We start from the raw sequence: 25082 nt of genomic DNA, 5'->3' as shown, positions 1-25082 counted from the left end.
CTGAAGACCTTGGTGGAGGTCTTCTAATCTAATACTTGTTTTGCTGAAATCATAAAACGTGTTAACAGGGCCCCCATGAGTGCAAGTGCCGCACCTAAGAACAAAACGTATTGCCATGATCCGAGACTGACGATCAGGAATCCAGTTAATGCAGGAGCGATAATCCCTGCGACTGTTCCGGAAGTATTCATAATTCCAGAGAGAGTCCCGGCAGTTTTAGGTCCAATATCAATGGGCAATGTCCAAAACATAGTGAAGTTAATTCCCAGGCAGGTTACGGATAATGTGATATAAGTCAGTGCCGCCCATTCATTTGGGGTGTATGCACCTAATGCCATGAAAATCGCTGTTCCAAGAAAGGAAATATACATTGGTATTCTTCTGGAAGTGCTCAGGCTGTACTTTTTTGAAAGTTGGTCTGAGAGGATACCAGCAACGTTCATCGCGATAAATGCCCCTAGCCATGGCAGTGCTCCGTATATCCCTACTTTCAATAAAGTGAACCCTCTTTCTTTCATAAAGTAAGCGGGAAGCCATGTCAGATATAAATACCAGTTATAGTTCTGAAAAAAGTAGATCAGGGTAAGACCCCATACTTCTTTTACACGAAATATTTTTGACCAAGGGATTTTGACTTCTTTTGTTGCTGTTGATTCTTTAGCTTCACTTCCATCTTCCATTTCATCTAACTCTTGCTTTGAAATAAAGGGATGATCCTTTGGGTTATCAGTAGCAATCTTGATCCATATAATGGCCCAAATAATACCAAGTGCACCAAAGAAATAAAAAGAAGCGTGCCAATTAAATTTGGCGGTCAGCCATGTGGTGATCGGTGCTGTTATCATTACCCCAACAGCCATACCTGACATATTCAATCCCTGCCAACGCCCTCTCATGTGAAGAGGTGACCATTTAGAAACAACAGAAGTGTGAGACGGGAAATTTACTGCTTCACCAACACCTAATAAAAATCGAATGACCAACATTGAAGCAAAACTCCATGCCAATGGAGTAAAAATAGTAAATAGCGACCAAAGGAATACCCCTATCGCTAAAAATTTTACTCCACCCCATTTATCGGACATCCATCCTGCAGGAATTCCCAGTAACAGATACCCTACAAAAAAAGCTGAGGCAAGAAGGCCAAACTGTTGTTCATTCCACCCAAACTCCTCCATCATCGTCACGGCAACAATTGAAATGTTGGATCGGTCAGTATAAGCTAGGACTGTACTTAAGAAGATAAAAAACATGACCCACCACCGTGCTTTAATCTTTCGTGGAGTCTTTGGAACGTTCGGAACATTGACCTCTGTATTTTTTAACAGTGGTTTTTCCATTAACAATACCCTCTCCTTTTATAAGAAAATGGCTTGCTGTCCTAAATACTAGATGGAAAAATGGATTTAACTTTACCTCCTTTCATTTAAAATGAAAGCGCTAACAATTTTTCTGTGAATTGAGTCTAGATGAATAGAATAATAGAAGTAGAATCTAGGTGAGTAAAAAAGAGGAGATTAAAATAGGTTCATCTGTTTGTCTGACAAACAAACCGTATTTTAAATTTTATGTTAAGGGACATAAATATAATTGTCAACTTAATATTCTAAATTTTCTTATAATTAATTCTCTTAATGATGTTTGTTCTATAAAACAAAGTGGCAGTCATTTAGTTATGTCTTTAAACAAATGTTATTATTTGAACAAAAAAAGAGCTAAGACCATAAAAAATGGTCTTAGCTCTTTTTGCATATTTTCTATTTCGGATTCAACGACGTTAGTTCGAATTCTGGCTTTTGCTTATCTTGCTCAGAAATTGGTTTTTCATTGAGTACGTATCGTGGTACTGGCAGATCTAAAGGCTTGGTAGTTAGCTGGTCATGGTTTGTCATTGAAAGCATAACTCATACCTCCTTTACCAGGTTTTGACTTTATTTTACCCTAAATATTATTTAAATAAACTTTTTTCGACAAAAACGGTTCATTGGTCCCGATGATTTGTCTTTCACGTGACGAAAGGAGTAGAATACATAATATGAAAACGGTAAGGCTTTTGCCTACCTTATTTTGAAGGGAATGAACATTTTTGAAATTTGGTGTAATTGGAACGAACTGGATTACGGAAAGCTTTATTAATGCAGCAAGTGAAGTTGAGGGATTTACGCTATCAGCAGTATACTCCCGTACTAAAGAGAAAGCAAAAGAATTTGCAGAGAAAAATGGTGCTGAATATACGTTTACTGATATAGAAGAAATGGCAGCGAGTGATGTGATCGACGCGGTCTATATCGCGAGTCCGAACTCGTTTCATGCCGAACAAGCCATTACGTTGATGAACCATGGCAAGCATGTGATCTGTGAAAAACCGATGGCCTCTAATGTAAAAGAAATGGAAAGCATGATTGCGACTGCAAAAGATAACAACGTCCTCTTGATGGAAGCGATGCGATCAACAGTGACGCCGAACTTTAAGAGCATCCAAGAGAACATACATAAGATCGGATCTATCCGCCGGTATTTTGCAAGCTCGTGTCAGTACTCTTCCCGCTACGACAAGTACAAAGAAGGAACGGTTCTTAACGCGTTCAGTCCAAAGTTTTCGAACGGATCGATGATGGACATCGGCATCTACTGTCTGTACCCGATGGTCGTTCTATTTGGACAGCCTGATTCGGTAAAAGCGAATGGACTTCTTATAGAGTCTGGTGTGGATGGTGAAGGCAGCATCCTTCTGAACTACGGGGACAAAGACGCGGTCGTGATGTACTCAAAAATCTCAAACTCCTACGTTCCGTCTGAAATCCAAGGCGAGAACGGAAGCATCTTGATCGACCATATTCAGGACATGACGAAGATCGAGATTCGGTATAAAGACGGAACAACGGAAGATATTACCGTCGAGCAGAATAAGCCGAAGATGTATTACGAAGCGAAAGAATTTATCGAGTTGATCGAGCGTGGTGAGCTGGAGTCTAAGGTGAACTCGCATGCGAATAGCCTTGCTGTGATGGAGATTATGGTTGAGGCGAGAAGACAAATCGGACTGGTGTATCCAGCGGATAACAAGTAACCATTCCTTGTTGCCTTGACTATTCTTTAGTAGAATTAGACGCAGTACGAAGCTTTGAGTCTAATATATCAGGAGGGCATAACATCATGATTATTGCGATTGATATGGACGGAACCTTACTTCATTCAGACGGGAAGATCAGTGAACGAAATCAAAGGAGTATCTTGCAGTGCCAAAAAAATAATCATCAGGTCGTCATCGCAACTGGGAGGGCGTACAAAGACGCCGACCGGCAGTTAAAAGCTGTCGGTCTTGAATGTCCGATAATCAGCCTCAATGGAGCAGCGATCAACCTGCCGGATCTGACATCCCTACATGATCTTCCTTTAGATAAAGAGAGCCTTATACCTGTGCTGGAATGGGTACGAGATCAGAATGATTTATATTGTGAAGTTTATTGTGAGGATAACGTGTACGTAGGTTTACACAATCGTGAACATTTAGAGGGCCTCACATCAATTCTTACAGATGATTCAGAGTTAAAAGAGATTGTGGAGAAGCAATTTCAACAGGCTGTGGTTACCTATATTGACGATATCAGGCAGGTTTGGTCAGGAGACAAGGAAATTTATAAAGTCCTCATCTTCTCCCTTAATAAGAATGCGTTACATGAGGCTCAAAGTAAATTTTCAGAACTGAGCGGTTATGCCATCACCTCCTCCCATCCAAATAATATTGAGATTAATCATGAGAAAGCCACCAAAGGCCACGCTTTGGTCAAATTAGCTTCTTATCTCAAAACTGATATGAAAGATACACTCGTAATCGGTGACAGCTTCAATGACCTGCCCATGTTTGAGGTTGCGGGTACAAGTATTGCCATGGAAAACGCCGCTCCACTAGTAAAAGAGAAAAGCGACCATATCACACTGTCCAATGATGAACATGGGGTCTCTGTCGTATTAGAAAAGATCCTCTCAAAAGAGTCCTTAGAAGTAAAGAGCCCATCAGCAGAGTTGCCATTATAAACAAAAAATAAAAACATGCCATAAAAAGAAACTACCCTGACGAGCATAACAGGTTCTCTTTTGAGTAAAAAACAGTACAAATCGCATACTAATAAGCAGCTGAAATAACACTGAATCGGATATGTAAATAACAACAAAAATGAGCAGATTTTTGTCCGGGCTCCCGTTTGTGGAACAGTGGTAAAAAATCTTCTTTTACCATCTCCAATCTGCTAAGAATAAAGAAATGAGTACGAAAAATTTAGTTATATGAAACAAGCATCCCGTTATATTTAGGGATGCTTTTGTTTTATGAACCAGAAGAAGTACTGCCGGAACCAAAACCTGAACCAGCATTTGTACTACTTGATGAAGGTGATGTCGTAACGTTTGTGCTCGGCTTAGGTGATGGCTTGACTGTTGATGGTGCAGATGTAGCCGGTTTAGTTAATGTAACTTTACCTCCTGGCTTTGTTTTTGCTGCATTTGCTACAAAGAAACTCCACCACGGAAACGAACTTTCATTAGCGTAATAGTTTGATGTTAAGGTAGATTCTCCATTTTCATAAATGTCATCTAAAAAGGCAATCAGTTCTTCTTCTTGGTACTCCAAATTGTTTTCTTCCATGTAACCTTCCATAGCTTCTAAATCCATACCAGGATATTGAGATTGTAAAAGGTCTAATTCAATTTCATCTTCTACCTCTGCTTTTTCATCAGTGTATGTTGAAGTGTTTATTACATTATCAGAAAAAGCCGGTTCCTCTTGTACTACTATTTCTTCCTTTGTACTGCAAGCACTCAATGCAACGGCTACTTCTCTTTTTTGAAGAAGTCGAGTAGAAGGGAGCCTTTCTACCTTACTGTAAATTGAACTCCATCCCCTCCCAGAACCGTGCTTGCACTATTAATGCACACGGCTCCTCCTAATCATCATTCACAGAATATAGTTAATCTCTTTTCTTAATTCATATATATTCACTTTAATTCTTGGTGAAGGTAGTGGATATTTATCAAGAAATAGTCTGAATTTATCCCATGTAAAGGACTTTCTTTGACTTCTTCTGTTGAGCCATTTAAACAGTAAGTCTTCGATTTTGCACTTGAAGTTGCTAACATTTAGGATATTATCAGTGATGCAATAATAGTTGTAATAACCTATAAGCGAGCGTCTAAATCTATCCATGATCATATGAATATCTTTATTCCTATTCTTCTTCAACCATTCTTTAGACTCTTTTAATTTACCTTGGACTTTCTTCCGATTTGATTTCCGTTTCACTCTAAATTTTCCTTGTTTACTTTTACTGCAATAGTGAGTAAAACCTAGGAAATCAAAGGTTGCCGGTTTACTGTTTCCCTTTTGTTTTGCAACTTTTCCCGCAAAACGACCAAAGGGAATAATTTTGGTTTTATCCTCGGCTATTTCCAAGTTGAATTTCTTTAATCTCAATTTTAAAGAATGGAAGAATTCCTGCGCTTCGCTCTGATATTGGAAACAGCACACAAAATCATCTGCATACCTCACAATGTACGCCTGTCCTTTGCACTGATTCTTCACCTTTTTCTCAAACCATAAGTCGAGGACATAATGAAGGTATACATTGGCTAGTACCGGAGATATTACTCCACCTTGCGGTGTACCATTGTCTGTTGTGTATTTCTTTCCATCCTCCATGTACCCACCTTTAAGAAACCTACCAATTAGCCTTAGTAGGTTGGGGTCGGCAATTCGCAGTTTTAAGAACTCCATCATCCATTTATGGTCAACGTTGTCAAAGAACCCTTTAATATCAACATCTACTACATAATTTACTGTTCTCTTTTCAATATAGAAGTTCAGTATTTTCAAAGCATCATGGCAACTACGGTTTGGGCGGAATCCGAAGGAACAGTCTAGAAAATCATTTTCATAGATGGTATTCAGTATCTTCGTAATGCCTTTTTGAACAACCTTGTCTTCATGTTCCGGTATTCCTAGTGGTCTCTTCTTGTTTGAATTAAGCTTTGGAATATACATTCTCTTTACTGGAACAGGACGATAACTTTTGCTCTTAAGTCTACTTACTAAATCCTCTATATGTTCTTCTAAATTTTCATTGTATTGCTCTTTGGTTGTACCGTTGATCCCTGTTGCCTTCTTATTAGGTAGTTCATGATGACATTGAACTAGTGCTTGCTTATTTAATAAATGTGCAAGAGATGTAAATTTCATTTTAGGATCAGACTTTGCTGATTCTGCTATCCTTAGTAGTTTTGTTTCCATTTAGTGTACCTACCTCTGTGTGTAGTAAATGTGTCCCTAGCAAGGGTGATAACTGGTAGCAGCCTTTCCTCCATCGGCATTACCCAACTTCATTGGTACTACGCTACTATCCGACTCCCTACATCGGCATTTGGTTTCCTTGCTTTTTATCGCTTGTACACCATACTCTTCTAAAAAAAAGAAAAGACCGATAGGGTCTCCCGAGTTGCCGTATCATATCAATGTGTAACGTGCCAAGGTCTCTGACTCCAGAGAGGTTTTACCCTTCTTGCCTTTAACGAAGGGTAAAATGTAGCTTTCTGCTGTGCATAAAGCATCAGCCCTCTCGATTTACAATCATTATGGAGCTCAATCCCTTCAACCATTTGGCTTTCGGCCCGCCACCTAACTGTCTACGCTTAAAGACTAAAGTTACCTTTAGTCCTCCAAGACTCGCTACGAGCGAATGGCTAGTTCTTACTCGACGGGAATCCCACCCGTTATATGATACGACCTAGGCTCGGCCGCACATGCACCCGATTGGAGTAATAGTTCTTTGACCTATAATATTAGGTTTCTTTTTATTTAATAGGTTCAAAGGAGATTAGAAAAATCAATTACGGGTATAAAGATTGTGTAAAACAAACTTAAAAAGGAGTGAAGCATATTGGCAACAAAAGAGTTAGCAATGCATGAGAAACTAGAGGTTCACGAAATCTTAATCATGAAAACAGCCTGTGCTACAAAATCAAAAGCAACATTAGATCTCATAAAAGATGAAAAACTAAAAAAATTGGTAGAAGAGGACATAAAATTATCTAGTGCAGCTATTAAAGAATTAAAAGGTATCTTAGAAAAAGTTTAATATCATAGGAGGTAATAATATGGCCAAAACAGAGACAACACCGACAATAGAAAATATAACGAATACCCTGGATGATTTAGCCATTGCTACTGATTTTTTATTATCTGCCAAAGCAGCTGTTAGAAACTATGCAGTAGCAATTACCGAAACTGCTACGCCTGAAGTTCGCAAAATTTTAAAGAAGCAGTTAGAAACAGCTATTGATACTCATGAAAAAATTGCTCAATACATGATTGATAACGAAATGTATCATGCTTATGATCTAAAGGAGCAAATCAATCACGACATTAAAAAAGCGGACAATGCATTGGATTTGATCAAAAAATAATTCAACTTGAAGATAAAATAAAGAAATCCTAGGGAATCCTAGGATTTCTTTAGTGGAATTAATTGCTTACATCTGTTGGATTCTCCTTGTTATTTCTATTTATAAATTGCACCCAGGAGAGATATCAAATCCGGGATATTTTCATTCGTCATTTGTTTTCTCAGAGTATGGATTAAATATTGGGGATCATTTTGGATGTTTTTTTCGGCCGGCTTATATTGATCAAGTTCACTTTTCCACCATACATAGCATAGAAGGAAAGTTTTCAAGAAACAAGGTCATTGAAAATCATTTTCTTTTGGTAAGGAAGATTGTTTTAAAAGAGAAGAATACTGACCACAATAGGTATATTTGATTCTATTAATAATGGGGAGTCATTGGATGTACTTTCTATACATATAGCATCCCCTACCTACATAAGATATGGTATTAAAACATAGAGGTGATCGGCCGTGAAGCTTACGAAAAATCAATATAAAGAGCAACTTCTAAAGCGACTGAGCAACTATGAACAACCGGATTTCAAGATAGAGAAAATTTCTTACCCTTCCCATATGGAAACGATTAAACACCTAATCCCTTCTTTATTTTCCATAATAAAAAGCCCTAAAATATAGGGCTTTTTTATTTCATGGACGTCAGAATGTTGTTAACCGTACTAAGAACAGGGTCGTTTTTAGATACGTTTACTTTATTGATATCAAATTCAAAGTTATCTTTTTCCGCATAGTTGCGTAATAACATATCTCTATATTGTTCTTTCGTAAGCTTCTTTTTTTTCATAGGTTTTCCTGTTAAGTGCGGAGCTGGTTTAGATAAAGTCTTCATTGTTATACACACTCCTTTGTATCTATTTTATACCCATTTTCAAGCCGGTGCAAACGGTCAGACGAGTCTACTATTTATCATCTATTTCCTCTGATGCTTTAACAATTATTCCTTTTAATGGACCATTCTCATCTAAATCAAGTTCGTTTACAGATAATAGCATAATGCTATCTGTAATCATTTTACTATATTCGAAGATACCATTCAGCACCTCTTTATCATAATCCGTAAAAATGTGATCTTTGCTTTCTATTAAGACTATGTAATCCCCAGCCATTTCTCTTCTAGCTGCAAGCATAAAGTTTGTTTCGCCAAACATTTTCTTTCTAGTGTGGATCTTTGTGAGAATTTCTGAATCGAGTTCATTCATTAGTAAGTTGGTCAATCGATTATATTCTGGAGACAAGAAGGAGTCTTTTTGTTCCTGGTACTCTAATACCTGTGTCGATAGGCTTATTTGAAGCTCAGTGTCAAAGAACTCCTCATATTTCATAAGCAGCTCCCTTAAAACTAGTTCATAGGGGATATCATCTGAGTTCTTAAATTTTTTTATAAAGTAATCGTTTTGTCTTAACACACTTGAGATAAAATGGAATTGGTTAAGCTGCTTTTCTTGAACCTTTGCTAGTTCTGCAAATTCCACTTCAAACTGCATTACTTTTATGCGTTTGAGCGGGTTTGCAATAAGGTTCATCGCTACAAAAATGCCTAATAACATCACTAAGACAAATCTTAAGACTGCAAGTATGAAGGGGCTGAATATTCTTTCGATAAGATCATTTCCATCTTTAACTGCTGCTATCGATTGGTGATAGTAGTATCCTTTTATAGCATAAATAACACCAACGATAAAAAACAGCATAATCACTGCGTAGTAGATCTTATCTTTGTTTTGTTGCATCCTTTCCCATATGGGATTCACCTTATTGGCCAGTCTGTCCCAAAAGATCGAAAATTTTTCTTTCATTCAACTGTCTCCCTCGCAACAACTTATTCATCATTCTTCTATACGGGAGTACTTAATACCTGCAAAATTTGGACAAGTCATAATGAGCAATTTATTAGATGGATTAAACATTGTAATATAGTAGTCCGCTAATTGTTCTCCTAATCAAATAAAAAAGTAACTATCCCATTACAGATAATTACTTTTTTAAACTAAAGGCGTTTTAACCTCTTTGCTTTTATCAACTAAAAGGCAAGACTGAATATCCAGTGACCACAGACCCTCGTTCAATATGATTTCGAATTGCGTAATTTCTAATTTCTTATTAAATAGAGGACCATTCAAAACAAACGTATGGTATTCACCTAATTCTCCCATAACGCAGCATCCTGTCTGATGGATATCTTCATAAAAGCGCCAATCTAACTCTCGGCCCGTCCATGTTTGGTCAAGGTAATGAGAAGATGCTCGGCAAACAACAGACTGAAAACCTGATGAAATAAAAGTATGTAGCAGCTCTGAAGATTGATCCTGTTTGATCCATACCGGAAACAGTGGTTCCAATCCTGCTTGAATGGCTACTTGCCCGTTCCACTCGCGGTCTTGTTTCATATACAAGCTCCCAAAAGCGATGGATTCCACCCCGAATTTTTCTTTTAACTCTATAAGGGACTTCTTTAACGATAGTTCATATTCTCCTGCAGAATCTACTAAAATCAATGGCAATCCCAAAGCTTCAGCTTGCAATCTTAATATCTCTAATGGAATGCCATGTGCGTGATTGCGAGCATGCTCTTCAGATATCATGGAGATCAAACAAACGACTTCATGATTTTCTTGTATCAACTTATGTAAAGCCAGACAACTGTCTTTCCCGCCACTCCAGCAAACCGCTACTTTTTTCATCCCATTCTCCTAACCATTTGTTATTGGACTTCTAATAAAAATCTGCATAATTTATGTCAATTATTATAAAGCGAAAACGCCCTGTGTCAATTTACAGGACGTTTCTTATGTCATTCAGGCTCAATATGCACTTTTTCACCCCTATTACCTTTTTCCTTTGGAAGATTAAAATAAAAGTCTTCTAATTGATTAAAACAAAAGTCAACAGGAGACCGCATTATATGACTATGTGCCCTTCTTTGCTATTATTGGTTTCGGTTGACCTAATTATTGGTATGTAAATCTCAACTTCTTCTCCCTCCTCACATGGATGATAAGTCTCTATAAAATAGGATTCCTGTGTTGGGAGAAATCCTTGTTCTTTAGACCATTTTAGTAATGAAGCGTGAAGATCAGCAACAAAGTTCATACTTCCTCTTGTTGAAACAAATTCACCCGTTATTTCTAGATACTCCATACCAGATGGAACTTTTTCTATCTTATCCTCTACTAGGACCCCAACATAATAGTGTCCTTCTTTATGATTTCCGCTTTTTTTCGGTTCGAATATCGAAACCTCTATCCCTGAGTGGTTCTTTATTTCATTAATTCTGCTCATGAATCTTTGAGCGTTCATGGGAACCTCATTTTCGTAGTTGCTGTATGCGCCTTTGTTCTTCATCCCCACTAATTTAAATACTTTTTTTATCCTTCTATTAACCATCTCATGAACTTCCTTTCCAAAATAACTTTAAATTTCATTTCTTCTTGGACTATCTATGGTGTGATCATGTGTAACTCTTTAAATTTCGAGCTCAACTCACTCCATATATCGAATTTGTTTCCATCTGGATCCTGAAAAACAAAATTCCTTCCTTCATGACCTCTGTTTTCGATTTTCCCAACGATTATCTCTTTTTTAATAAAATCCAAGTGAATGTGCTCTAGCGCTCCTATCCCGTTTACTTCAAACGTTAACGAGAAACGCTCTTCCCCGTATATATCCTTAAAGTTAGAAGTTTGACCTCGGTGTGATCTAACTAAAAAAAAGCTCTGATCTGCTAGGTTAAGTATCGCCTTATCTTCATCTATATAGCTTAACTCTGCACCTAGTTTTTCAACATACCAATCTTTGGAGCTTTCAATGTCCGTAACTGGAATATACGTTGTACCCACTCTTTGTAACTTTTCTCTCATTTACATCTACCTCGCTTTAATATCAGCTTTATTCCACAGTATCCAGCAACTCCACCTTAAGGTTATTCGGATCTTCCCAAGATTGGAAAATCTCGACGTGCCAGGTGTTCTTTACCCTTTTATGGCCGTTATTCTCAGCCCATTGATGCAATTCATCATATGCTTCAAAAATTTGTTGATTTGATCCTCGAAAGTTCGCTGCAGCATACCTTTGAGATGGAATCATTATCGTGACCATGTCTTTTGGAATATCTTCAAACTTTTTCACTTCCACACAGACCCAATATCCATCTTCTTCTTCTTTTTTCGTGTCAACGAAAAAAGCTCCAAACTGAATACCTTTGTTCAACAGGTGTTTAATCTCTATTGTCCGATTCTCCAAGGATTTTGCTGCTTTAGGAATCTCGTCTTTGTATTGATCGCCTTGACATAGTACTCTAAACCCAACAAGCTTGAGTTCTCTAACCTCTTTCACTGATATGTTCTGTAACAACTGAAGCTTCATATGATTCCTCCTAAATTAATTGATCCACTTCTCTGCATAATAGTTCTTCATAAAGTTATGTAGTGTCTCTAAACACTTCACCCCTTCTGTTTCAGCTTCTTTTGCTTTGCTTAAGAGGTGGACAGCGATACTTGCATTTTCTTCCTTTGACGGCTCACCACCATCTGGAAAAGGAAACAATTCCCGAAGTTCAACAAGTGAATCGACGACTATTGCGTAATGTTTCAGTGCGTCTGACGCGAACTTTCTGACACCTCGCTCCACTATGTTCGTACCGTCCCATTTTATTGTAAGGTCGTGCAAGAACTTCATCGCAAACTCTCTTGCATCAGATACTACAAGTGCATTAAAGGCGTTACCGTGCGGGTCGGCATTTCCATTTTCCAACACCTCCATCCAAGCATCATACGCTTTTAATCCGATGATGTACTTACCTTCTAAGACATGCTGCCACTCTCTTCCATGGGCATGATCTAAGATTGTATCTAGACTCATCCGAAGCATCTCGTATTTAGAGTGAGGAAGACTCTCGCCAATTGTAGTTGTATAGAGAACACCGTTTACATCTGCAAAATTTTCATAAGTGACTTCTCCATCTTTTGAACAATCCTTGGCATAAAACACTTTTTTATCGTCATCATAGCCATAGATTAATCCAAACTCTGGTGTGAACATATCGAATACGATCGCTGGTATCCCTCTATCGACAGATTCTTGAATGAGTTCGATGGTCTCTTCTAACTTTTTAGGTTGCACCGGTGCTAGAGAGTCTGCGAGGTTGCTCGTAAAGCCTAAGTTACATAAGTTCTTTCGTAAGATGTATCCTCCAGGTATTGCAGTCGGTCCAGCTACGTTGATTTCTTTTGGATCGATGTTAATGCGAAAAGCATGACCTGAAATCCCCATGACATCAACAAGATTCAGATGCTTCTTATCTGTGTATTTGATCGCTCCGTGAAGCGCCGCTGCTGCTGAAGTCTGCGTTCTTAACCAACACTCCTCTTTGTCTTTATACTTACGTTCCAACAGTTATTCCTCCTAGATCTCTGGCTTCAAAAGGACCTTTCGTTTACAAGTACCAAGTTCAGTCTTTCTCTGTACATATTGATTGATCGTGATACGAAGTCTTTCTTTTTGTACTTTTACCCTAGAGCGGGAAATGGTATTATACACATTTGCTTTGTTCGTATTGAAGAGCTTAGCAATTTCAAGCGGAGGAAGATCCTCAAAGAAATACGCTTCAAAATATGCTTTTTCTCGTTTGGTCAGGCACTTCAATAAAGTACAAATCCCCTCCACCACGCTTAACCGCATCACATGTTCTTCGGGGTTATCTTCTTTTGACCTCTTAGAAGCGGAAGACGAAATAAAATATAAGATTTGGTCAATTTCCGTCCAGTCCACCGATGACGGTGAGAGCTTACTCTCGTTTCCTGCAGTTAGTGAAGTTATTGAACTCTCCATTCGATAGCTGGCACTTCGTACTTTCATGTAAGCTTGATTACGTACGATCTGTTTGAGCCAGGGAGTAAACCTGCTAGTCTCTATAAGTGTGCCGATCTTTATAAAAGCCCGGTACAACGCTTCTTGAACGATGTCTTCAGCTAAAAAGGTATCCTTAGTGACAGAATACGCCCACCCATGAGCCTTTGCACGATGTAACCTCACCAGTTCATTGAAGGCTTCTTGATCCCCACTCCTCGCCTGATCAACCAACTTTTCTTTTTCCATCTTTTGAATACGAGACTCAGATTTTTCATCTCGCTTGTTAATAAAAGTTTGCTCTCTTCCTTTAGTCAGAGTTCCTGTCATAAAAAAAGACTCCTTTCAACACCTCCAATACTAGAGATGCATCTAGAAACAAAAATCTATCAAAAACTAAAAAAAATATTATATCTTCTTTAAACTCATAGATTATTTTGAGTAGAATCGGAGATTTATATAGTGCAATTTGTAGATTTAGTTACAATTAATAATCTACTTTTTCAATGTTACAAACTTCGACAAAAAAATGGTAACACCTTCCTTTTTAGGTGTTTAATAGATACAACACTCTCATTTTTGCTATAAAAAGAGTACACTTCATCTTATTGAAGAAATGCACCCTTTAATGGAATAAAAATGAAGCTTCTATTGGCTCGACAATTTGATCAATAGTTTTAAGTTAATAGTCAGAAATATAAGACCTTTCAACAATACCAGTCTCGGCATTGATATAAACCCAATTTTCCTGACCTTCAAAAATATGGACAAGTACGTAGTCGGCAGTTACGGTGGAATAAATTATGCCCTTTCCTATTGATTTACCTTTGATACCTGAAATCTGTTCGGCCTTGGTTTCAATTGCTTCTGGAGTAAGCACTTCCTTATATTCTTTTAAGAAAAATTCGTTTGTTATCATAGGTCTCTTTGCTGAAAATGTGCTGAATTTACCCGTTCCCGCATCAAATTGAATGTAGTACGGATCAGATAACTGAAAGTGCAGTCTATATTCTCCGGCAAGAGGAACAAACCTGAATCTGTAGATGCTTGGCTGTCCGCCAATATTTTCATGCCATATTTCAAAGTTTGCGTTTTTCCCGTATATTTTCTTAAGTAATTGTTTTGCCTTTTCCATAACTTCTTTCTTATCTTTAGGCTTTTTATCAATTAATCTCAATGAGCTATTATCCGCCTGAAAAATTATTCCAGAATACCCATTAATCACACCATGAATGCCATTGATTTCAAAACGATAAACACCAGGAGCATCATTAGTAGTCTTATCTAGTTTTACCTTGCCATCCTCTGCTTTGAATACTGTTCTAATTTTCTTCTTCAACTCCTTCTCATCCAACAGTTTCATCTCAGAAGGCAGCTTATGATAGGTGTTATAAAAGTAAGCGAGCTCCTCTATTTTGTTAATCGGTTCTCCTATCTCATCAATATCCAGAATCTCTAAGTAAGAACTATAGCCATGATGGAAGCTATCATACTCGCTTCTGACGTGCTGAAATAATGTATTAGAATGCTTTTTCAACAGTTCGATTGCCTTCACATCTGTTTCATCCTGCAGCCCCTGACTTTTTCGTTCTTTTAAACTATAGAGCATTTCATCAAGAACCTGTGTATTTACAAAAAGATGGTAAGAGGTATTGTTAAATGAATTTCTTTCGAACCAATTCAATTCGTTGTCCAGATCAATAATAACGTCAATGGAAGAAGATAAGAATTCACTGTTTGAATCATATGGATTTTTTGCTATTCCGTTCAGCGTTTCACTATATAAATACATCCCGTTTAACAGGGTAGCTACTTGCTCACGGTTTGCAGCATATCGGTTAATTCCCGTAACGATAATTATTGCTGCAAGAAGTAGGGCAATTACTTTCATTCGTCTCAATCGAAAGTTCAGCCTGATCCGGTCATCCAATTCCTTCGGCAGTTTTTCTTCCTCTTTTTCGGAAAAAAAAGTTACATCTGAAAATCCGCTGCCATTCTGATACAACTCATTGCATTGGCTGCATCCCTTTAAATGCTCTTCCACTGCATGCCTGTTTTCCGGCTTTAATTCATTTTCTTCATATAATGGATACAGATCTTCTACAAGACTACAATCAATTTTCATCTTCTTCCCTCCTCTCCTTCGAGATAAAATTCCTTGAACTTCTTTTTTGCCCGATGAATGCCGACCTTTATGTTTCCTTCCGTCTGGTTTAGAATCTCTGCCATCTCGTTGAGTGAAAAACCTTGTTCTCTTAAAACCAGCAGCGATCTCTCTTTTTCTGTTAGCCTTTGAAGGGTTTGCTTTATCATCATTTCTGCTTCTATATTCCGGGTCGTGCCCTGTGATTGAAGTTCAGGTTCTGCAAAAGGAATCTCATTCTTCCGTGAAAATTTACCCGCTTCATTCAAATAAGTATTCCTCGCGATTTAAAAAGCCACGTTTTCAGAGAGGACTCACCACGAAAACGGCCATATCCCTTGAAAGCCTTAATGAATGTATCATGCGTTAATTCCTCAGCAATCGTACGGCTTCGGCACATATTGCGGAGATAACGGAAGATGGGTTCTTTATATGCCTGATACATCTCTTCAAGCGGATCTTCCATGTTCTTCTCTCCTCCCACTGATAATGACAAACGAAAATGAAAAAGGTTACAAAAAAATTAAAACCTCTTCTTTATTTTCGGAAATCATTAGAAGAAGGTTAATTTTACTAAATAAAAAGGTACACTCTCCTTCATGAAGAAATGCACCTTTTAATTAAACTAGTAGGGTCTAGCAATTTTAACGATTCTATGAATAACAGATTGAACTTCATCAGGGTGGTTGATAACAAATAAATGATTCGCCTCACCATTAATTGGAGCTATTACATCTTTATTGATCTCTTTCTCTTGGCGAGTGAGCACTTCCTCAAAAGTTAAAGCCGTTCTTAATATAGTTGTACTTCGATTACTTTTTGCAATCCTCTCTTTAAGAATATGCTCTGAAATATCGAAATCAACTAGTATACTTGTAAATCCTTTTTCGTGATAATGTTCGAGACGCTTCATACGAGCTGCTCGACTTCGGTTCGAGTTACAAAGGATTAGATGGCAATCCGTTTCATTAACTGCATACTCAACAATCGTTTGTGTGAGAGCATACTTAATTAGATTAGGTCCGTTCTTCGGTAATAATGTCTGGTAATAGGTATGTAAGAATTCAGCATGGTTATCTTGGTCGATCACGACTGAGTTATGCAATTCTTTTTCTAAAGCTTTGGCAAATGTAGTCTTTCCACTATGTGTTTTGCCGACTGTCATAATTACGAGTCTATTCATCATTGAACACCATTCCTTGGCATTGGACATTACCTTTTTATTTTCTTGATCACCAACAAAATTATAAAAAGTACAATAGGGAATAGGATTAATAGTCTTACAGGTATCTCCGAATTGTTATCTTCCGAATCCGCTGCGGCAGTAACGCCAAATGTATACTCTTTCTCTCTCACTGCCTTTTTGTATTTACCGTTGCTGTCTTCCACCGCAATGGCTTCATCTTGACTAATCTCTTTAATAGAGTAATATTTCGTTCCTTTTTCATAAGCATTTGAAAAGTTTCCAGGTTGCTGGTACATATCTGAATACTTCGTAACCTGCCCGATCTCCTTATCTATATCTGTAACATACTCATCATTCACAATATAAATATAACCATCCCAAACGACAAACGGATACGCCCATGACGTAGCCGATGATTGAGTGGGAACTATTAAGGTACATAAGAAAACAGCTACGATTAGAAAAGAGAGTACTTGTTTAATAGTAATACCTCCCCTTAGTAGTCTTCTTGTAATAGTCCATAAACGGCGCAGTCCTTATATTGATTCTTGGAATTGCGAATCATATGTCTGATTATTCCTTCTTGCTCCATCCCGACTTTCATCATAATTCTTCCTGAAGCTGGGTTATCGGTGTTATGAGCTGCTGATATTTTATGAATATTCATAGTCCTGAAACCAAATTCCACAACCGCTCTCAGCGCTTCCGTTCCATACCCCTGATTCCACCATTGGTAACCAAGTGAGTAACTTACCTCACAGTTTTCAGTGGCCTTATCAAAATCATATAAATCGATTTCTCCAATGAGTTCACCGGTATCTTTCAGTTCAATAGCCCAATAACAAAAATCTTCACTTCCATATTGACTTATAATCTTTTGTACTCTCTCAACTGTTTCCGAAACTGTCTTGTGTGCTGGATTGATTCGATTGTCAGTAACCCGTTCGTCTGAAAGCCAATGGTCAAAAACACTTTGAGCATCTGTCATTTCAAACTTCCTCAGGATCAGCCGGTCAGTTTCTATTTTGGGAGTTCCGGAATAGTTAATCATTTTATCACCTCAACGGCAACGAAATAATCCTTAGCCATAAAATAAGCATTTGCTGTGAACAGTTGTGTTTTTATTTGATTCGTTCTGATTAACTCTCCTAGATCAGTAAAATCGAATAAGTGAACCTCTATATCTTCTGTTGGATCTAATTTTTGTTCAAATTCTTTATAGGCATCCATTATGAGATAAGTAATGACTTTGTTGTTTTGTGTAGCAGGATTAACCATAATTTCTCCTAATTTAATTGGTTTCATTATTGAAGTATATCCTGTTTCTTCACGAACTTCTCTAAGTATCCCTTCCTCGTATGTTTCATCCTCTTCCATTTTTCCAGCAGGTATTTCTAAAAAAAGATCATCTCCTGCGTAACGATATTGTTCCACAAGTACAATTTTCTTTTCTTGAGTAATCACAATTGCATTAACCCAATCAGAATACTCATTTATGTAATATTCATTTATAACATCTCCGTTTGGAAGTTCACATGTGTCTTTTCTCAGATTCCCAAATGGAGTCTTATAAAAATATTCCGAGTTTAATGTCTTCCATTTTTTCATATGCAGCCTCTCCATAAAATTGATTTTCTTTAAGAATCCTGTCCCATAATTCAATAAAAAAAGCATTTCTCCTTCATGAAGAAATGCACTCAATTGTTGAATAAAAAGCAGAGTCTGTTAAATAGATTCCATTCCTTTATTATTTGCGAATCCCAACACCCAATACCTTTTTCGAGTTTTCGTCAATATAAACGTTAATTGGACCTAGCTCTGCATTGTCGGTTGTTTTAAAACTAACTTTCAATGTCTTAAATCCTTTAATATTGATATACTTGTTTTTTTCTTCATCCTTTACTTCTAATTCTCCAGTGGGTATGTATTTCTCCACACTGGCTTTTTCCCAATTCTTAATCGTTTCTTGAGAAATTGGATCGACATAGTTATATGCACTCTCTATTTCATTAGAATATGCTGAATTTGAATTGCAACCACTTAAGAAAATGGCAAAGAACAAACTAAATGTCATAAAAAATGTTCTCATCCAGCACCTCTGCCCTTATTTAACTAAACGGCTATAATTAGTCAAAGAAATGAATTCATTTTGGAATATCTTTTATATTGGAATGCTGTTTAAATTTGTTCTGCCTTTTCTTTAACGTAAAGACCGGCTTTGATTAAGCCAACAGCTATAAGAGAAAGAATCCCATTATAAACAGTTGCAAACCACGCTATATCTGGGGCCTCAAATAGAAACGCATATAAATAACCTGCAAACATACTTAAAAAAATAACAAAGATAAAGTGAAGGCGTTTTATGAAGAAAGTTATAAGTCCGCTAATCAATAAAACAAATGAACCCATTATGAAAAAATGAAGGCTGAATACCAACAAAAACTCCATCAAGATATCCTCCTTATCCTTTTATTGGTACTTCGCCAACGTGTCTTTTCATCCCTTCCTCAACAATTCTGCTGGGTTTGTTAATAATGGAATATATTTTTCTCATGGCCCAGTACCTGCAGACATAACTTTATACCCGCGATCTGCCTTCTTCACATAGAATATGGTTGGTGTCATTCCTGTTACACTATTGAAATCATGCCAGGTTACGTCGAACCTTTCACCATATTCGGGATCATTGCCATTCTCTTCGATGTACGCTATGAAACTCTGATAGGGATGTCCTCTTTCTGTTAACTCCGCCCGAATGGCCGATTCTTGGGTCTAGCCGTTATGTACAGAAGGTGCCAGCAGCGGAGGAAAGATCATCAAGCCTACAATGATAAATGTTAATAGATACAGTTTTCTCTTCACCTATACGGTTCTCTCCAGTTTCATTTCAAAATCCGGTTTTGTCACATAGTCCTTGTAATGAATGCCGCCATTTTTTTTTAAGAAATCTTTAAAACGGGTTCGGATCGCTTCCTCTGTAATGAAATCTAATACTTGATCTATTGCCACCCAGCGGCTTTCCGTCGTTTCCTCTTCTTGTATAGCCAATTCTCCTCCGATTGGTTTGCAAACAAAATCAAACATCACTTTGGTTGGTATCTTCGTAATCCCATCGTACCCTATGTATTCACCCGTGTTGGAATAGACTCCTGATAGATGTGAAACCTCAATGTCGATCCCGCTTTCTTCCTTCGTTTCTCTAATTACTGCATCCATAAGGCTTTCCCCGTTTTCCACCTGTCCACCTGGGAACACCCAGCCTTCATGATGAGTTTTAACGAGCAGAATGCTTCCCTGATTATCTTCGACCCATGCACCTACTGCTACAATATGAGTTGGCATTGCCATAATTGTTACCTCCTTATGATTCATTGATTCTTTTATCATCATAGTATGAATTTGAATTTATTTACATAACAGGAAAATGATAGATCCATGATAAAAAACAGCCTTCATCAAGAAGGCTGTTTGGAGTCTTGCATGTTTACATGTATATTCTTGGACCATTCATCTGCTAAAAGACCATATATGATATGGTTCACGTAGTGGTCATATAACCATTCCGCTTGTCTGATTTTCCCCTCTTCGGTAAATCCTAGTCTTTCAGGGATCGCACGGCTTTTCCTATTTTCTTCTGCAACCCTTATTTCAATACGGTTTAGATCCAGTTCATTAAATCCATAATCGATAAAACCTTTACAAGCTTTTGTCATGATTCCTTTACCTTGAAACTCTTTCCCTAACCAATAGCCCATAACCCCAATTTTATGGAGTTTGTTTATTTCGTTAAATCCAATCGTACCAGCTATTCTTCCTTGGTATAAAATGGCTGCCGATTTTGGATAACCGCCAGTCTCCATAACACCTTTTAAAGTTGCTTGAATAAACTCTGTCGTATCTTCTACTTTATTTGTATAATCAAGCCAACCTAACCATTCTTTAAGATACTCTTTAGAATTGATGGTTAAATTAAAAAGCTCCTCTGAATCCCCAACATTTAATAATCGTAATGAAATATTTTCATCAATTTTATAGAAAAACATAGAGAAACCCCCTTTTTTTAATGTTACCATAAATACCCATTGAATAAATCCAAGAAGGCGAAGATATCTATTCAGCTTTTACTTCAAATGAGATGGTTCTTTTCATCAAGTATTTATTAATAAGATTGTTTAAAGAATAATGGCATGACTCGCTATAGCATTTCTCTTAATTTACTAGTTATTTCTTCTAAAGCTTGTTTTGCTCCGTCTGTCGTTCCTATTATATTTTACAAAACAAAAAAGTAACTATCCTCGTTTAAGAGGTAGTTACTTTTTTTGACAACTATTGAATGGATATTATTTTTTCAGCTGTCGTGCCGTTTGATTCTACCTTTAGGAGAATCTCTCCTTGCTGAAGGCCAGTCAGTTCTTGTGTGGCGGTGTCAAAGACAGCAATGTATTGATTTGATTCTTTTGCCTTATCTAGAGCTTCACCAGTTCCCATAAAGAGATTGTTACTTCCACTCCAGTTGACGCTTGCTGGATAGCGCAATGGGAAGTTAACGTTTCCTGCCTGATGTCCGGTCGCGTCCACTTTTACTGTCTCACCTGCCGAAACCGTTTCTGGTGCATCCATCGTTACATCTTCAAGAAGCGGATTGACCTCTGCCCGTACCCATTCTGTATCACGAATCGGGCTCTGTTCACTGGATCTTTCTGGTCCGTTCGCTTTTGACGGAATTGGCGTTGGATCGATTCCGAACATGGTCCACTCATGGAAACCGCCAGCATCAGGAGGACCATACGGGGCTTTTCCTGTCGGACCGACAACCATATACGGTACGCCGTCTACTCGTTCAACATTTACCGTATGAGCGTGACCGGAAACATGAAGAACGCCTTTTCCTTTGGATTCTTCTCTAAATTCGGTCAGCCACTTCTCCAACAGTTCAGCTTCTTTCCGGTCTGTCAGCTGGCTGTTTTGTGTTGAAAGCGGATCCCTTGTCGGATGATGCTCCAGCACAACAAGATTTTTGATGGCCGGATCTTTCGCTGCTTTTTCGAGCATGTTTTTAAATTTCACCAACTGGCCGAAATCCGATGTACGTAAACTGCCGGTTGATGAATCCATAAGCGCAAACTGTGTGCCTTTATGGGTGAAGAAGTAATTGTTTTCTTTAAATTCGTGCAAGAAGTTGTCCAGGTTTCCGGTACCCATGATTTCGTGATTACCTGGGATATAATATACCGGAATCTGATCTCCTATTTCTTCTTCCAGGATCTGCTGGGCCAGATCGAAATCTTTGGTATAAGCTGTATCCACAAAATCCCCGCCGATGATTAAGAAGTCAGGTTTTTCCTTCACAATCTGTCGCAAGCTTTCTCTTGCCATACGTACTTGCTGGCTGTTTGGATTGGCGGCGATAAACTGGCTATCCGCCATGACAGCGAACTTCCAGCGGTCTCCTCCAATTTCTGCATTTTGCAAGATGATCGGGTCTGCCTTTTCCAGTACTACCGGGACTTCCACAGTCGGGCTTAATTTTACCGTTAGATCATCGTACACGAGTTCATCCGTGTATTGTTTCGACTTATTGGTTTCAATCGCTCCTATTGTCCTTAGCTCGAGCGGATATTTCACACCGGACGGGACAGGAATCTCAATTTTCTTCCAGCCTGTCCACGTGACATATGGTCCGTAAAGGTAATGATTGCTTCCGTCAGACCCTTTTGTTGTAAATGACATCCATTCCCCTTTGCCGTTCCCTTTTACCCAAAGACCGATCGATTGCGGTTCTCCTGGCAGGAAAAGTGGGTTGACCGGATGAACATTTGCCGTACGCGTCCCCGTTGACTTCGTAAAGTCGAAGCTGACTTTAATCCCGTTGCCGTTTTTACCTTCCCCGGTCTGTATCACACCAGAACCGCGGGCCGAAGAGAATCGCCACTCAGGCAGTGTTTCCATCGTTGAAACATTTTCTGTCTTTAATCCGACGGTAACCGGAAGAAAGGCTACTTTTCCTTTTACCGTGACTTTCACTAGAGTAGAACCTTCGTCGGTTTTTGTGAGGACAGAGAAGGACCCGTCAGTTTCTGGTTTTACTTTAATAACCGTTGAATCATACTCCAATTCCACATCTTGAGGTTCAATGGGTGCGGAATATCCGTTCTTGTCATATCCCTTTAAATAAAACTCTCCGGTGGCCCCTTCTGCAAGACCAAGTCTCGGAACATTCGCTTCTATTCTTTCTAACTCGTCCAAAACCGTAACCGGATTGGTTCCTTTAATATGTGTGTTTTGGGCTTCTATATTTGCTTTTCCGGATTGAGCGGCATGAAATAAACCATCATCATCCAGTTTCCCGACCGATCCGGGAATGGCTTGCCAGTTTACTTCTCCCGTTTGTACGGGATCATATACATTGTCAAAGCCTTTCGCTGAAAACTTTCTTGTAAGCCCCGGGAAGACCCGATCCGAATTTTCAATCTCTGACTCAGTCGACACGTTCATTCCGAAAAGTTCACCCGTCCCCTTTTCGGTAAAAAGGCCAATTCCGTTCGGTACGGATCGTTCGATTCCATCAGACGGATTGTTGACGATGTCCACTTGTTTCTCACCAGGAGTTCGAACGACCATCGTTGTCGAACCGCCGCCATCCAGATTAAGTGCCTGATAAGCTCCAAACTCTTTCATCAGCTCTCCTAATTCATAGAGAGTCAGCCCACGGCTGCTTGTCTGCCTGCCATCGACTGTCACGAGGTACATCTGTTTCCCGTCAGCCGAATAGCCGACTGCCGTTCGTGGAGCAACAACAGAATTGTCCACCTCTTGCACCTCACCATCTTTTACAAGAACAGGGTTACCTCCGATGGCGAAGTTGAATGGGTTGCCGTTAGAGACTTTCGGTGCATATTGAACCGCGATTTCCTGCCCTGCGGTTAGCTGCTGCAAGATCGCAGCCCCTGCTTCACGTCCGATCAAGACAAGTGTATCTTCAGGAATAGGTTCATCAGAAATACCCGGTCGGCTTTCTATGACTTTTCCATTTTGAACTCTTACTTCATGTACGGATTTACTGCTGCCAGCGACTCCGCTTCTCGAAGCACTTCCCCAAATGGAAGAATACAAGCCGATTCCATTTGCCGGTATGCCGTACTGGTTAAAGGAAGTCAGTGTATAGGAGGTTTCATTAAAAGTCATCGTTCCTTCCAAGAGGACATCTGCAATCTGCCCGATTCCGTCTGCATCTACTCCGGCAGATTTCTCTCTGCCCGTCGCTGCCCCTTTTAATAGATTCCCATCCTGAACCTCTGCGCCGACCGTTGCTTTCGTTCCATTGATGTCAAAAAAGTCGCCGTTCACACCTGCTATCGCGCCTTCACGATTTGCTGTTTCCGATAAAGGTTCAGCTTTAGACACAACGCCAGGGTGCAGAATATCAGCAAAAACCGAGCCATCCGCTAAATCTACTTTCATCATTTCACCGTTCAGCCACCCGCGGGCATCGAAACGTTCGAAGGTCGTTAATCGGACACCATCCCCGATCGTTTCCGTATGATGATTGGTGACAAGCGTGATCCCTTTTTCACTTTCAATTACCGTATGCGGCTCATCATGTTTGGATGATTGCGCCGGCCGCTCGTCTAGAATGCGAATATGGTCTGCATCAGATGGCGGTTCTGCATAAACAGACTGCATCATGCCGGCTGCCATAAAGACCGAGAGAGAGACAATGAGGAAACACCGTAACTTATTCACAAATACTCCTCCTAGAAAAAATAGATTTATAATTCTATTAAAACAAATATCTATTAATTTCTAATGAGGCTTTTGTAAAGTTTTGAATAAATTGAAAATATAGGTATTAACTCCTTTCTTGTTTAAATCCATGGAAGGAAATACCTACAACCCTTCTTACACAAATTTTTGGAAGTAAGTTTTGATTTAGATAAAAAAGAGAGTTTTCCCATTACACCACGAAAAAGGCGAATGTACGTCGATCATAGCAATTGTCACTTATCAAGAAGGCGGCCTAAAACAAAGTAACCCTTACTTGTTAGAAGATTTAAACACGATCTTTCACTTTTTCGATAAAACGATAAAACCCAAACGGAACTCTCTTTGCAAGAAGGCGGGCAATCAAATGAGATGGTCCGTTTTACTCAAGCAGAACGCAGCCAATATAAAACGACCGAAGACTTGATAAAAAGATTGTTTAAGAAACAATAAAAGGGGGGCCGACTAAAAAGTATTTAGTGAGCCTCTGGTTTTTACGGTACGTGTTCTTTTATTTATTACACGTTCGCTCAGTAAGGGCGAGTTTTCGCTCAAACGATTGCTCGTTTGTAAGCGTCAATTAAATGACACCTTCTTTCTGGATGTTCTTTCATGTGATAATCAAGTCATCTTTTATTCCAGAAGGGGGATATCATATGGATACATCAACTCGATTTTCTACATTTGGGACAGA

Annotated in this window: 27 protein-coding genes; 4 read left to right on the top strand and 23 right to left on the bottom strand. The window is 38.7% G+C overall.

The genetic code is table 11. The annotated features are described in order from the left end of the window. Window positions 1–23: 23 nt before the first annotated feature. On the bottom strand, window positions 24–1340 hold the full coding sequence (locus M3196_RS19935; protein ID WP_251324095.1) for an MFS transporter: 1317 nt from the start codon (window positions 1338–1340) through the stop codon (window positions 24–26). Between the two features lie 746 nt (window positions 1341–2086). Between M3196_RS19935 and M3196_RS19930 the strand changes: the two genes are divergently transcribed. Both M3196_RS19930 and M3196_RS19925 read left to right on the top strand, forming a co-directional pair. Beyond that, a complete protein-coding gene (locus M3196_RS19930) occupies window positions 2087–3070 on the top strand; it encodes a Gfo/Idh/MocA family protein (RefSeq protein WP_251324094.1) in 984 nt (327 codons plus the stop codon). Window positions 3071–3156: 86 nt separating this feature from the next. Then, window positions 3157–4038: an HAD family hydrolase gene (locus M3196_RS19925; protein WP_251324093.1), complete on the top strand. Its 882-nt coding sequence runs from the start codon at window positions 3157–3159 to the stop codon at window positions 4036–4038. 289 nt (window positions 4039–4327) lie between these two features. Here the strand turns inward: M3196_RS19925 and M3196_RS19920 are convergent, their stop codons facing one another. Together M3196_RS19920 and ltrA are read right to left on the bottom strand one after the other, a co-directional pair. Next, entirely contained in the window at window positions 4328–4822 is a 495-nt protein-coding gene (locus M3196_RS19920; RefSeq protein WP_251324092.1) for a hypothetical protein, read from the bottom strand. A 132-nt stretch (window positions 4823–4954) separates the two neighbouring features. Beyond that, window positions 4955–6283 carry a group II intron reverse transcriptase/maturase gene (ltrA, locus tag M3196_RS19915; RefSeq protein ID WP_251324091.1) on the bottom strand — a complete coding sequence of 443 codons (1329 nt, stop codon included), beginning with the start codon at window positions 6281–6283 and terminating at the stop codon, window positions 4955–4957. A 646-nt stretch (window positions 6284–6929) separates the two neighbouring features. On the opposite strand from ltrA, the gene M3196_RS19910 reads away from it, so the two are divergent. Then, complete coding sequence (locus M3196_RS19910; RefSeq protein ID WP_251324090.1) at window positions 6930–7127, top strand: spore coat protein; 198 nt, start codon at window positions 6930–6932, stop codon at window positions 7125–7127. 19 nt (window positions 7128–7146) lie between these two features. Next, window positions 7147–7455, top strand: coding sequence for a spore coat protein (locus M3196_RS19905; protein ID WP_251324089.1), 309 nt, complete (start codon window positions 7147–7149; stop codon window positions 7453–7455). Between the two features lie 624 nt (window positions 7456–8079). Here the strand turns inward: M3196_RS19905 and M3196_RS19900 are convergent. The 20 genes from M3196_RS19900 to M3196_RS19805 form a co-directional block, all read right to left on the bottom strand. Continuing rightward, entirely contained in the window at window positions 8080–8283 is a 204-nt protein-coding gene (locus M3196_RS19900; protein ID WP_251324088.1) for a hypothetical protein, read from the bottom strand. A gap of 70 nt (window positions 8284–8353) precedes the next feature. Then, window positions 8354–9250 carry a hypothetical protein gene (locus tag M3196_RS19895; RefSeq protein ID WP_251324087.1) on the bottom strand — a complete coding sequence of 299 codons (897 nt, stop codon included), beginning with the start codon at window positions 9248–9250 and terminating at the stop codon, window positions 8354–8356. Between the two features lie 186 nt (window positions 9251–9436). Then, window positions 9437–10135: a diphthine--ammonia ligase gene (locus tag M3196_RS19890; RefSeq protein ID WP_251324086.1), complete on the bottom strand. Its 699-nt coding sequence runs from the start codon at window positions 10133–10135 to the stop codon at window positions 9437–9439. A 217-nt stretch (window positions 10136–10352) separates the two neighbouring features. Then, on the bottom strand, window positions 10353–10838 hold the full coding sequence (locus M3196_RS19885) for a GyrI-like domain-containing protein (protein ID WP_251324085.1): 486 nt from the start codon (window positions 10836–10838) through the stop codon (window positions 10353–10355). 53 nt (window positions 10839–10891) lie between these two features. Next, window positions 10892–11311: a VOC family protein gene (locus M3196_RS19880; RefSeq protein ID WP_251324084.1), complete on the bottom strand. Its 420-nt coding sequence runs from the start codon at window positions 11309–11311 to the stop codon at window positions 10892–10894. A 28-nt stretch (window positions 11312–11339) separates the two neighbouring features. Then, on the bottom strand, window positions 11340–11816 hold the full coding sequence (locus M3196_RS19875; protein WP_251324083.1) for a GyrI-like domain-containing protein: 477 nt from the start codon (window positions 11814–11816) through the stop codon (window positions 11340–11342). A gap of 15 nt (window positions 11817–11831) precedes the next feature. Then, window positions 11832–12842: a hypothetical protein gene (locus tag M3196_RS19870; protein WP_251324082.1), complete on the bottom strand. Its 1011-nt coding sequence runs from the start codon at window positions 12840–12842 to the stop codon at window positions 11832–11834. Window positions 12843–12854: 12 nt separating this feature from the next. Beyond that, complete coding sequence (locus M3196_RS19865) at window positions 12855–13628, bottom strand: RNA polymerase sigma factor (RefSeq protein WP_251324081.1); 774 nt, start codon at window positions 13626–13628, stop codon at window positions 12855–12857. Between the two features lie 352 nt (window positions 13629–13980). Continuing rightward, entirely contained in the window at window positions 13981–15423 is a 1443-nt protein-coding gene (locus tag M3196_RS19860; protein ID WP_251324080.1) for a zf-HC2 domain-containing protein, read from the bottom strand. Continuing rightward, a complete protein-coding gene (locus M3196_RS19855) occupies window positions 15420–15710 on the bottom strand; it encodes a sigma factor-like helix-turn-helix DNA-binding protein (RefSeq protein ID WP_251324079.1) in 291 nt (96 codons plus the stop codon). Before M3196_RS19855 ends, M3196_RS19860 begins: the two co-directional genes overlap by 4 nt. Beyond that, window positions 15707–15907: an RNA polymerase sigma factor gene (locus M3196_RS19850; RefSeq protein WP_251324078.1), complete on the bottom strand. Its 201-nt coding sequence runs from the start codon at window positions 15905–15907 to the stop codon at window positions 15707–15709. The genes M3196_RS19855 and M3196_RS19850 overlap by 4 nt, the downstream gene beginning before the upstream one ends. Window positions 15908–16066: 159 nt before the next feature. Beyond that, window positions 16067–16624, bottom strand: coding sequence for an ATP-binding protein (locus M3196_RS19845; RefSeq protein WP_251324115.1), 558 nt, complete (start codon window positions 16622–16624; stop codon window positions 16067–16069). A 29-nt stretch (window positions 16625–16653) separates the two neighbouring features. After that, entirely contained in the window at window positions 16654–16986 is a 333-nt protein-coding gene (locus M3196_RS19840) for a hypothetical protein (RefSeq protein ID WP_251324077.1), read from the bottom strand. A 137-nt stretch (window positions 16987–17123) separates the two neighbouring features. Beyond that, window positions 17124–17678: a GNAT family N-acetyltransferase gene (locus tag M3196_RS19835; protein ID WP_276531450.1), complete on the bottom strand. Its 555-nt coding sequence runs from the start codon at window positions 17676–17678 to the stop codon at window positions 17124–17126. Further along, a complete protein-coding gene (locus M3196_RS19830) occupies window positions 17675–18235 on the bottom strand; it encodes an NUDIX hydrolase (protein WP_251324075.1) in 561 nt (186 codons plus the stop codon). Before M3196_RS19830 ends, M3196_RS19835 begins: the two co-directional genes overlap by 4 nt. 139 nt (window positions 18236–18374) lie before the next feature. Then, the gene (locus M3196_RS19825) at window positions 18375–18716 is read right to left on the bottom strand and encodes a hypothetical protein (RefSeq protein WP_251324074.1); all 342 of its coding nucleotides are present in this window, start codon (window positions 18714–18716) and stop codon (window positions 18375–18377) included. 89 nt (window positions 18717–18805) lie between these two features. Next, a complete protein-coding gene (locus tag M3196_RS19820; RefSeq protein WP_251324073.1) occupies window positions 18806–19075 on the bottom strand; it encodes a hypothetical protein in 270 nt (89 codons plus the stop codon). A gap of 414 nt (window positions 19076–19489) precedes the next feature. Then, window positions 19490–19975 carry an NUDIX hydrolase gene (locus M3196_RS19815; protein WP_251324072.1) on the bottom strand — a complete coding sequence of 162 codons (486 nt, stop codon included), beginning with the start codon at window positions 19973–19975 and terminating at the stop codon, window positions 19490–19492. 107 nt (window positions 19976–20082) lie between these two features. Then, window positions 20083–20670: a GNAT family N-acetyltransferase gene (locus tag M3196_RS19810; RefSeq protein WP_251324071.1), complete on the bottom strand. Its 588-nt coding sequence runs from the start codon at window positions 20668–20670 to the stop codon at window positions 20083–20085. A gap of 283 nt (window positions 20671–20953) precedes the next feature. Continuing rightward, window positions 20954–24370, bottom strand: coding sequence for a phosphodiester glycosidase family protein (locus M3196_RS19805; RefSeq protein WP_251324070.1), 3417 nt, complete (start codon window positions 24368–24370; stop codon window positions 20954–20956). Window positions 24371–25082 lie beyond the last annotated feature (712 nt).

Origin of the sequence: Fictibacillus nanhaiensis, assembly GCF_023715445.1 — a bacterium.
GTDB lineage: Bacteria > Bacillota > Bacilli > Bacillales > Fictibacillaceae > Fictibacillus > Fictibacillus nanhaiensis_D.
Note: the sequence above shows the minus strand (reverse complement) of the source record. Positions and strands in the feature narration are given on the sequence as shown.

Coding starts and splice junctions, on each gene's coding strand:
- M3196_RS19935 (WP_251324095.1), bottom strand. CDS start 1,340: ATGGAAAAACCACTGTTAAAAAATACAGAGGTCAATGTTCCGAACGTT.
- M3196_RS19925 (WP_251324093.1), top strand. CDS start 3,157: ATGATTATTGCGATTGATATGGACGGAACCTTACTTCATTCAGACGGG.
- ltrA (WP_251324091.1), bottom strand. CDS start 6,283: ATGGAAACAAAACTACTAAGGATAGCAGAATCAGCAAAGTCTGATCCT.
- M3196_RS19905 (WP_251324089.1), top strand. CDS start 7,147: ATGGCCAAAACAGAGACAACACCGACAATAGAAAATATAACGAATACC.
- M3196_RS19900 (WP_251324088.1), bottom strand. CDS start 8,283: ATGAAGACTTTATCTAAACCAGCTCCGCACTTAACAGGAAAACCTATG.
- M3196_RS19895 (WP_251324087.1), bottom strand. CDS start 9,250: ATGAAAGAAAAATTTTCGATCTTTTGGGACAGACTGGCCAATAAGGTG.
- M3196_RS19890 (WP_251324086.1), bottom strand. CDS start 10,135: ATGAAAAAAGTAGCGGTTTGCTGGAGTGGCGGGAAAGACAGTTGTCTG.
- M3196_RS19885 (WP_251324085.1), bottom strand. CDS start 10,838: ATGGTTAATAGAAGGATAAAAAAAGTATTTAAATTAGTGGGGATGAAG.
- M3196_RS19880 (WP_251324084.1), bottom strand. CDS start 11,311: ATGAGAGAAAAGTTACAAAGAGTGGGTACAACGTATATTCCAGTTACG.
- M3196_RS19875 (WP_251324083.1), bottom strand. CDS start 11,816: ATGAAGCTTCAGTTGTTACAGAACATATCAGTGAAAGAGGTTAGAGAA.
- M3196_RS19865 (WP_251324081.1), bottom strand. CDS start 13,628: ATGACAGGAACTCTGACTAAAGGAAGAGAGCAAACTTTTATTAACAAG.
- M3196_RS19860 (WP_251324080.1), bottom strand. CDS start 15,423: ATGAAAATTGATTGTAGTCTTGTAGAAGATCTGTATCCATTATATGAA.
- M3196_RS19850 (WP_251324078.1), bottom strand. CDS start 15,907: ATGGAAGATCCGCTTGAAGAGATGTATCAGGCATATAAAGAACCCATC.
- M3196_RS19845 (WP_251324115.1), bottom strand. CDS start 16,624: ATGAATAGACTCGTAATTATGACAGTCGGCAAAACACATAGTGGAAAG.
- M3196_RS19835 (WP_276531450.1), bottom strand. CDS start 17,678: ATGATTAACTATTCCGGAACTCCCAAAATAGAAACTGACCGGCTGATC.
- M3196_RS19830 (WP_251324075.1), bottom strand. CDS start 18,235: ATGAAAAAATGGAAGACATTAAACTCGGAATATTTTTATAAGACTCCA.
- M3196_RS19825 (WP_251324074.1), bottom strand. CDS start 18,716: ATGAGAACATTTTTTATGACATTTAGTTTGTTCTTTGCCATTTTCTTA.
- M3196_RS19820 (WP_251324073.1), bottom strand. CDS start 19,075: ATGGAGTTTTTGTTGGTATTCAGCCTTCATTTTTTCATAATGGGTTCA.
- M3196_RS19815 (WP_251324072.1), bottom strand. CDS start 19,975: ATGGCAATGCCAACTCATATTGTAGCAGTAGGTGCATGGGTCGAAGAT.
- M3196_RS19810 (WP_251324071.1), bottom strand. CDS start 20,670: ATGTTTTTCTATAAAATTGATGAAAATATTTCATTACGATTATTAAAT.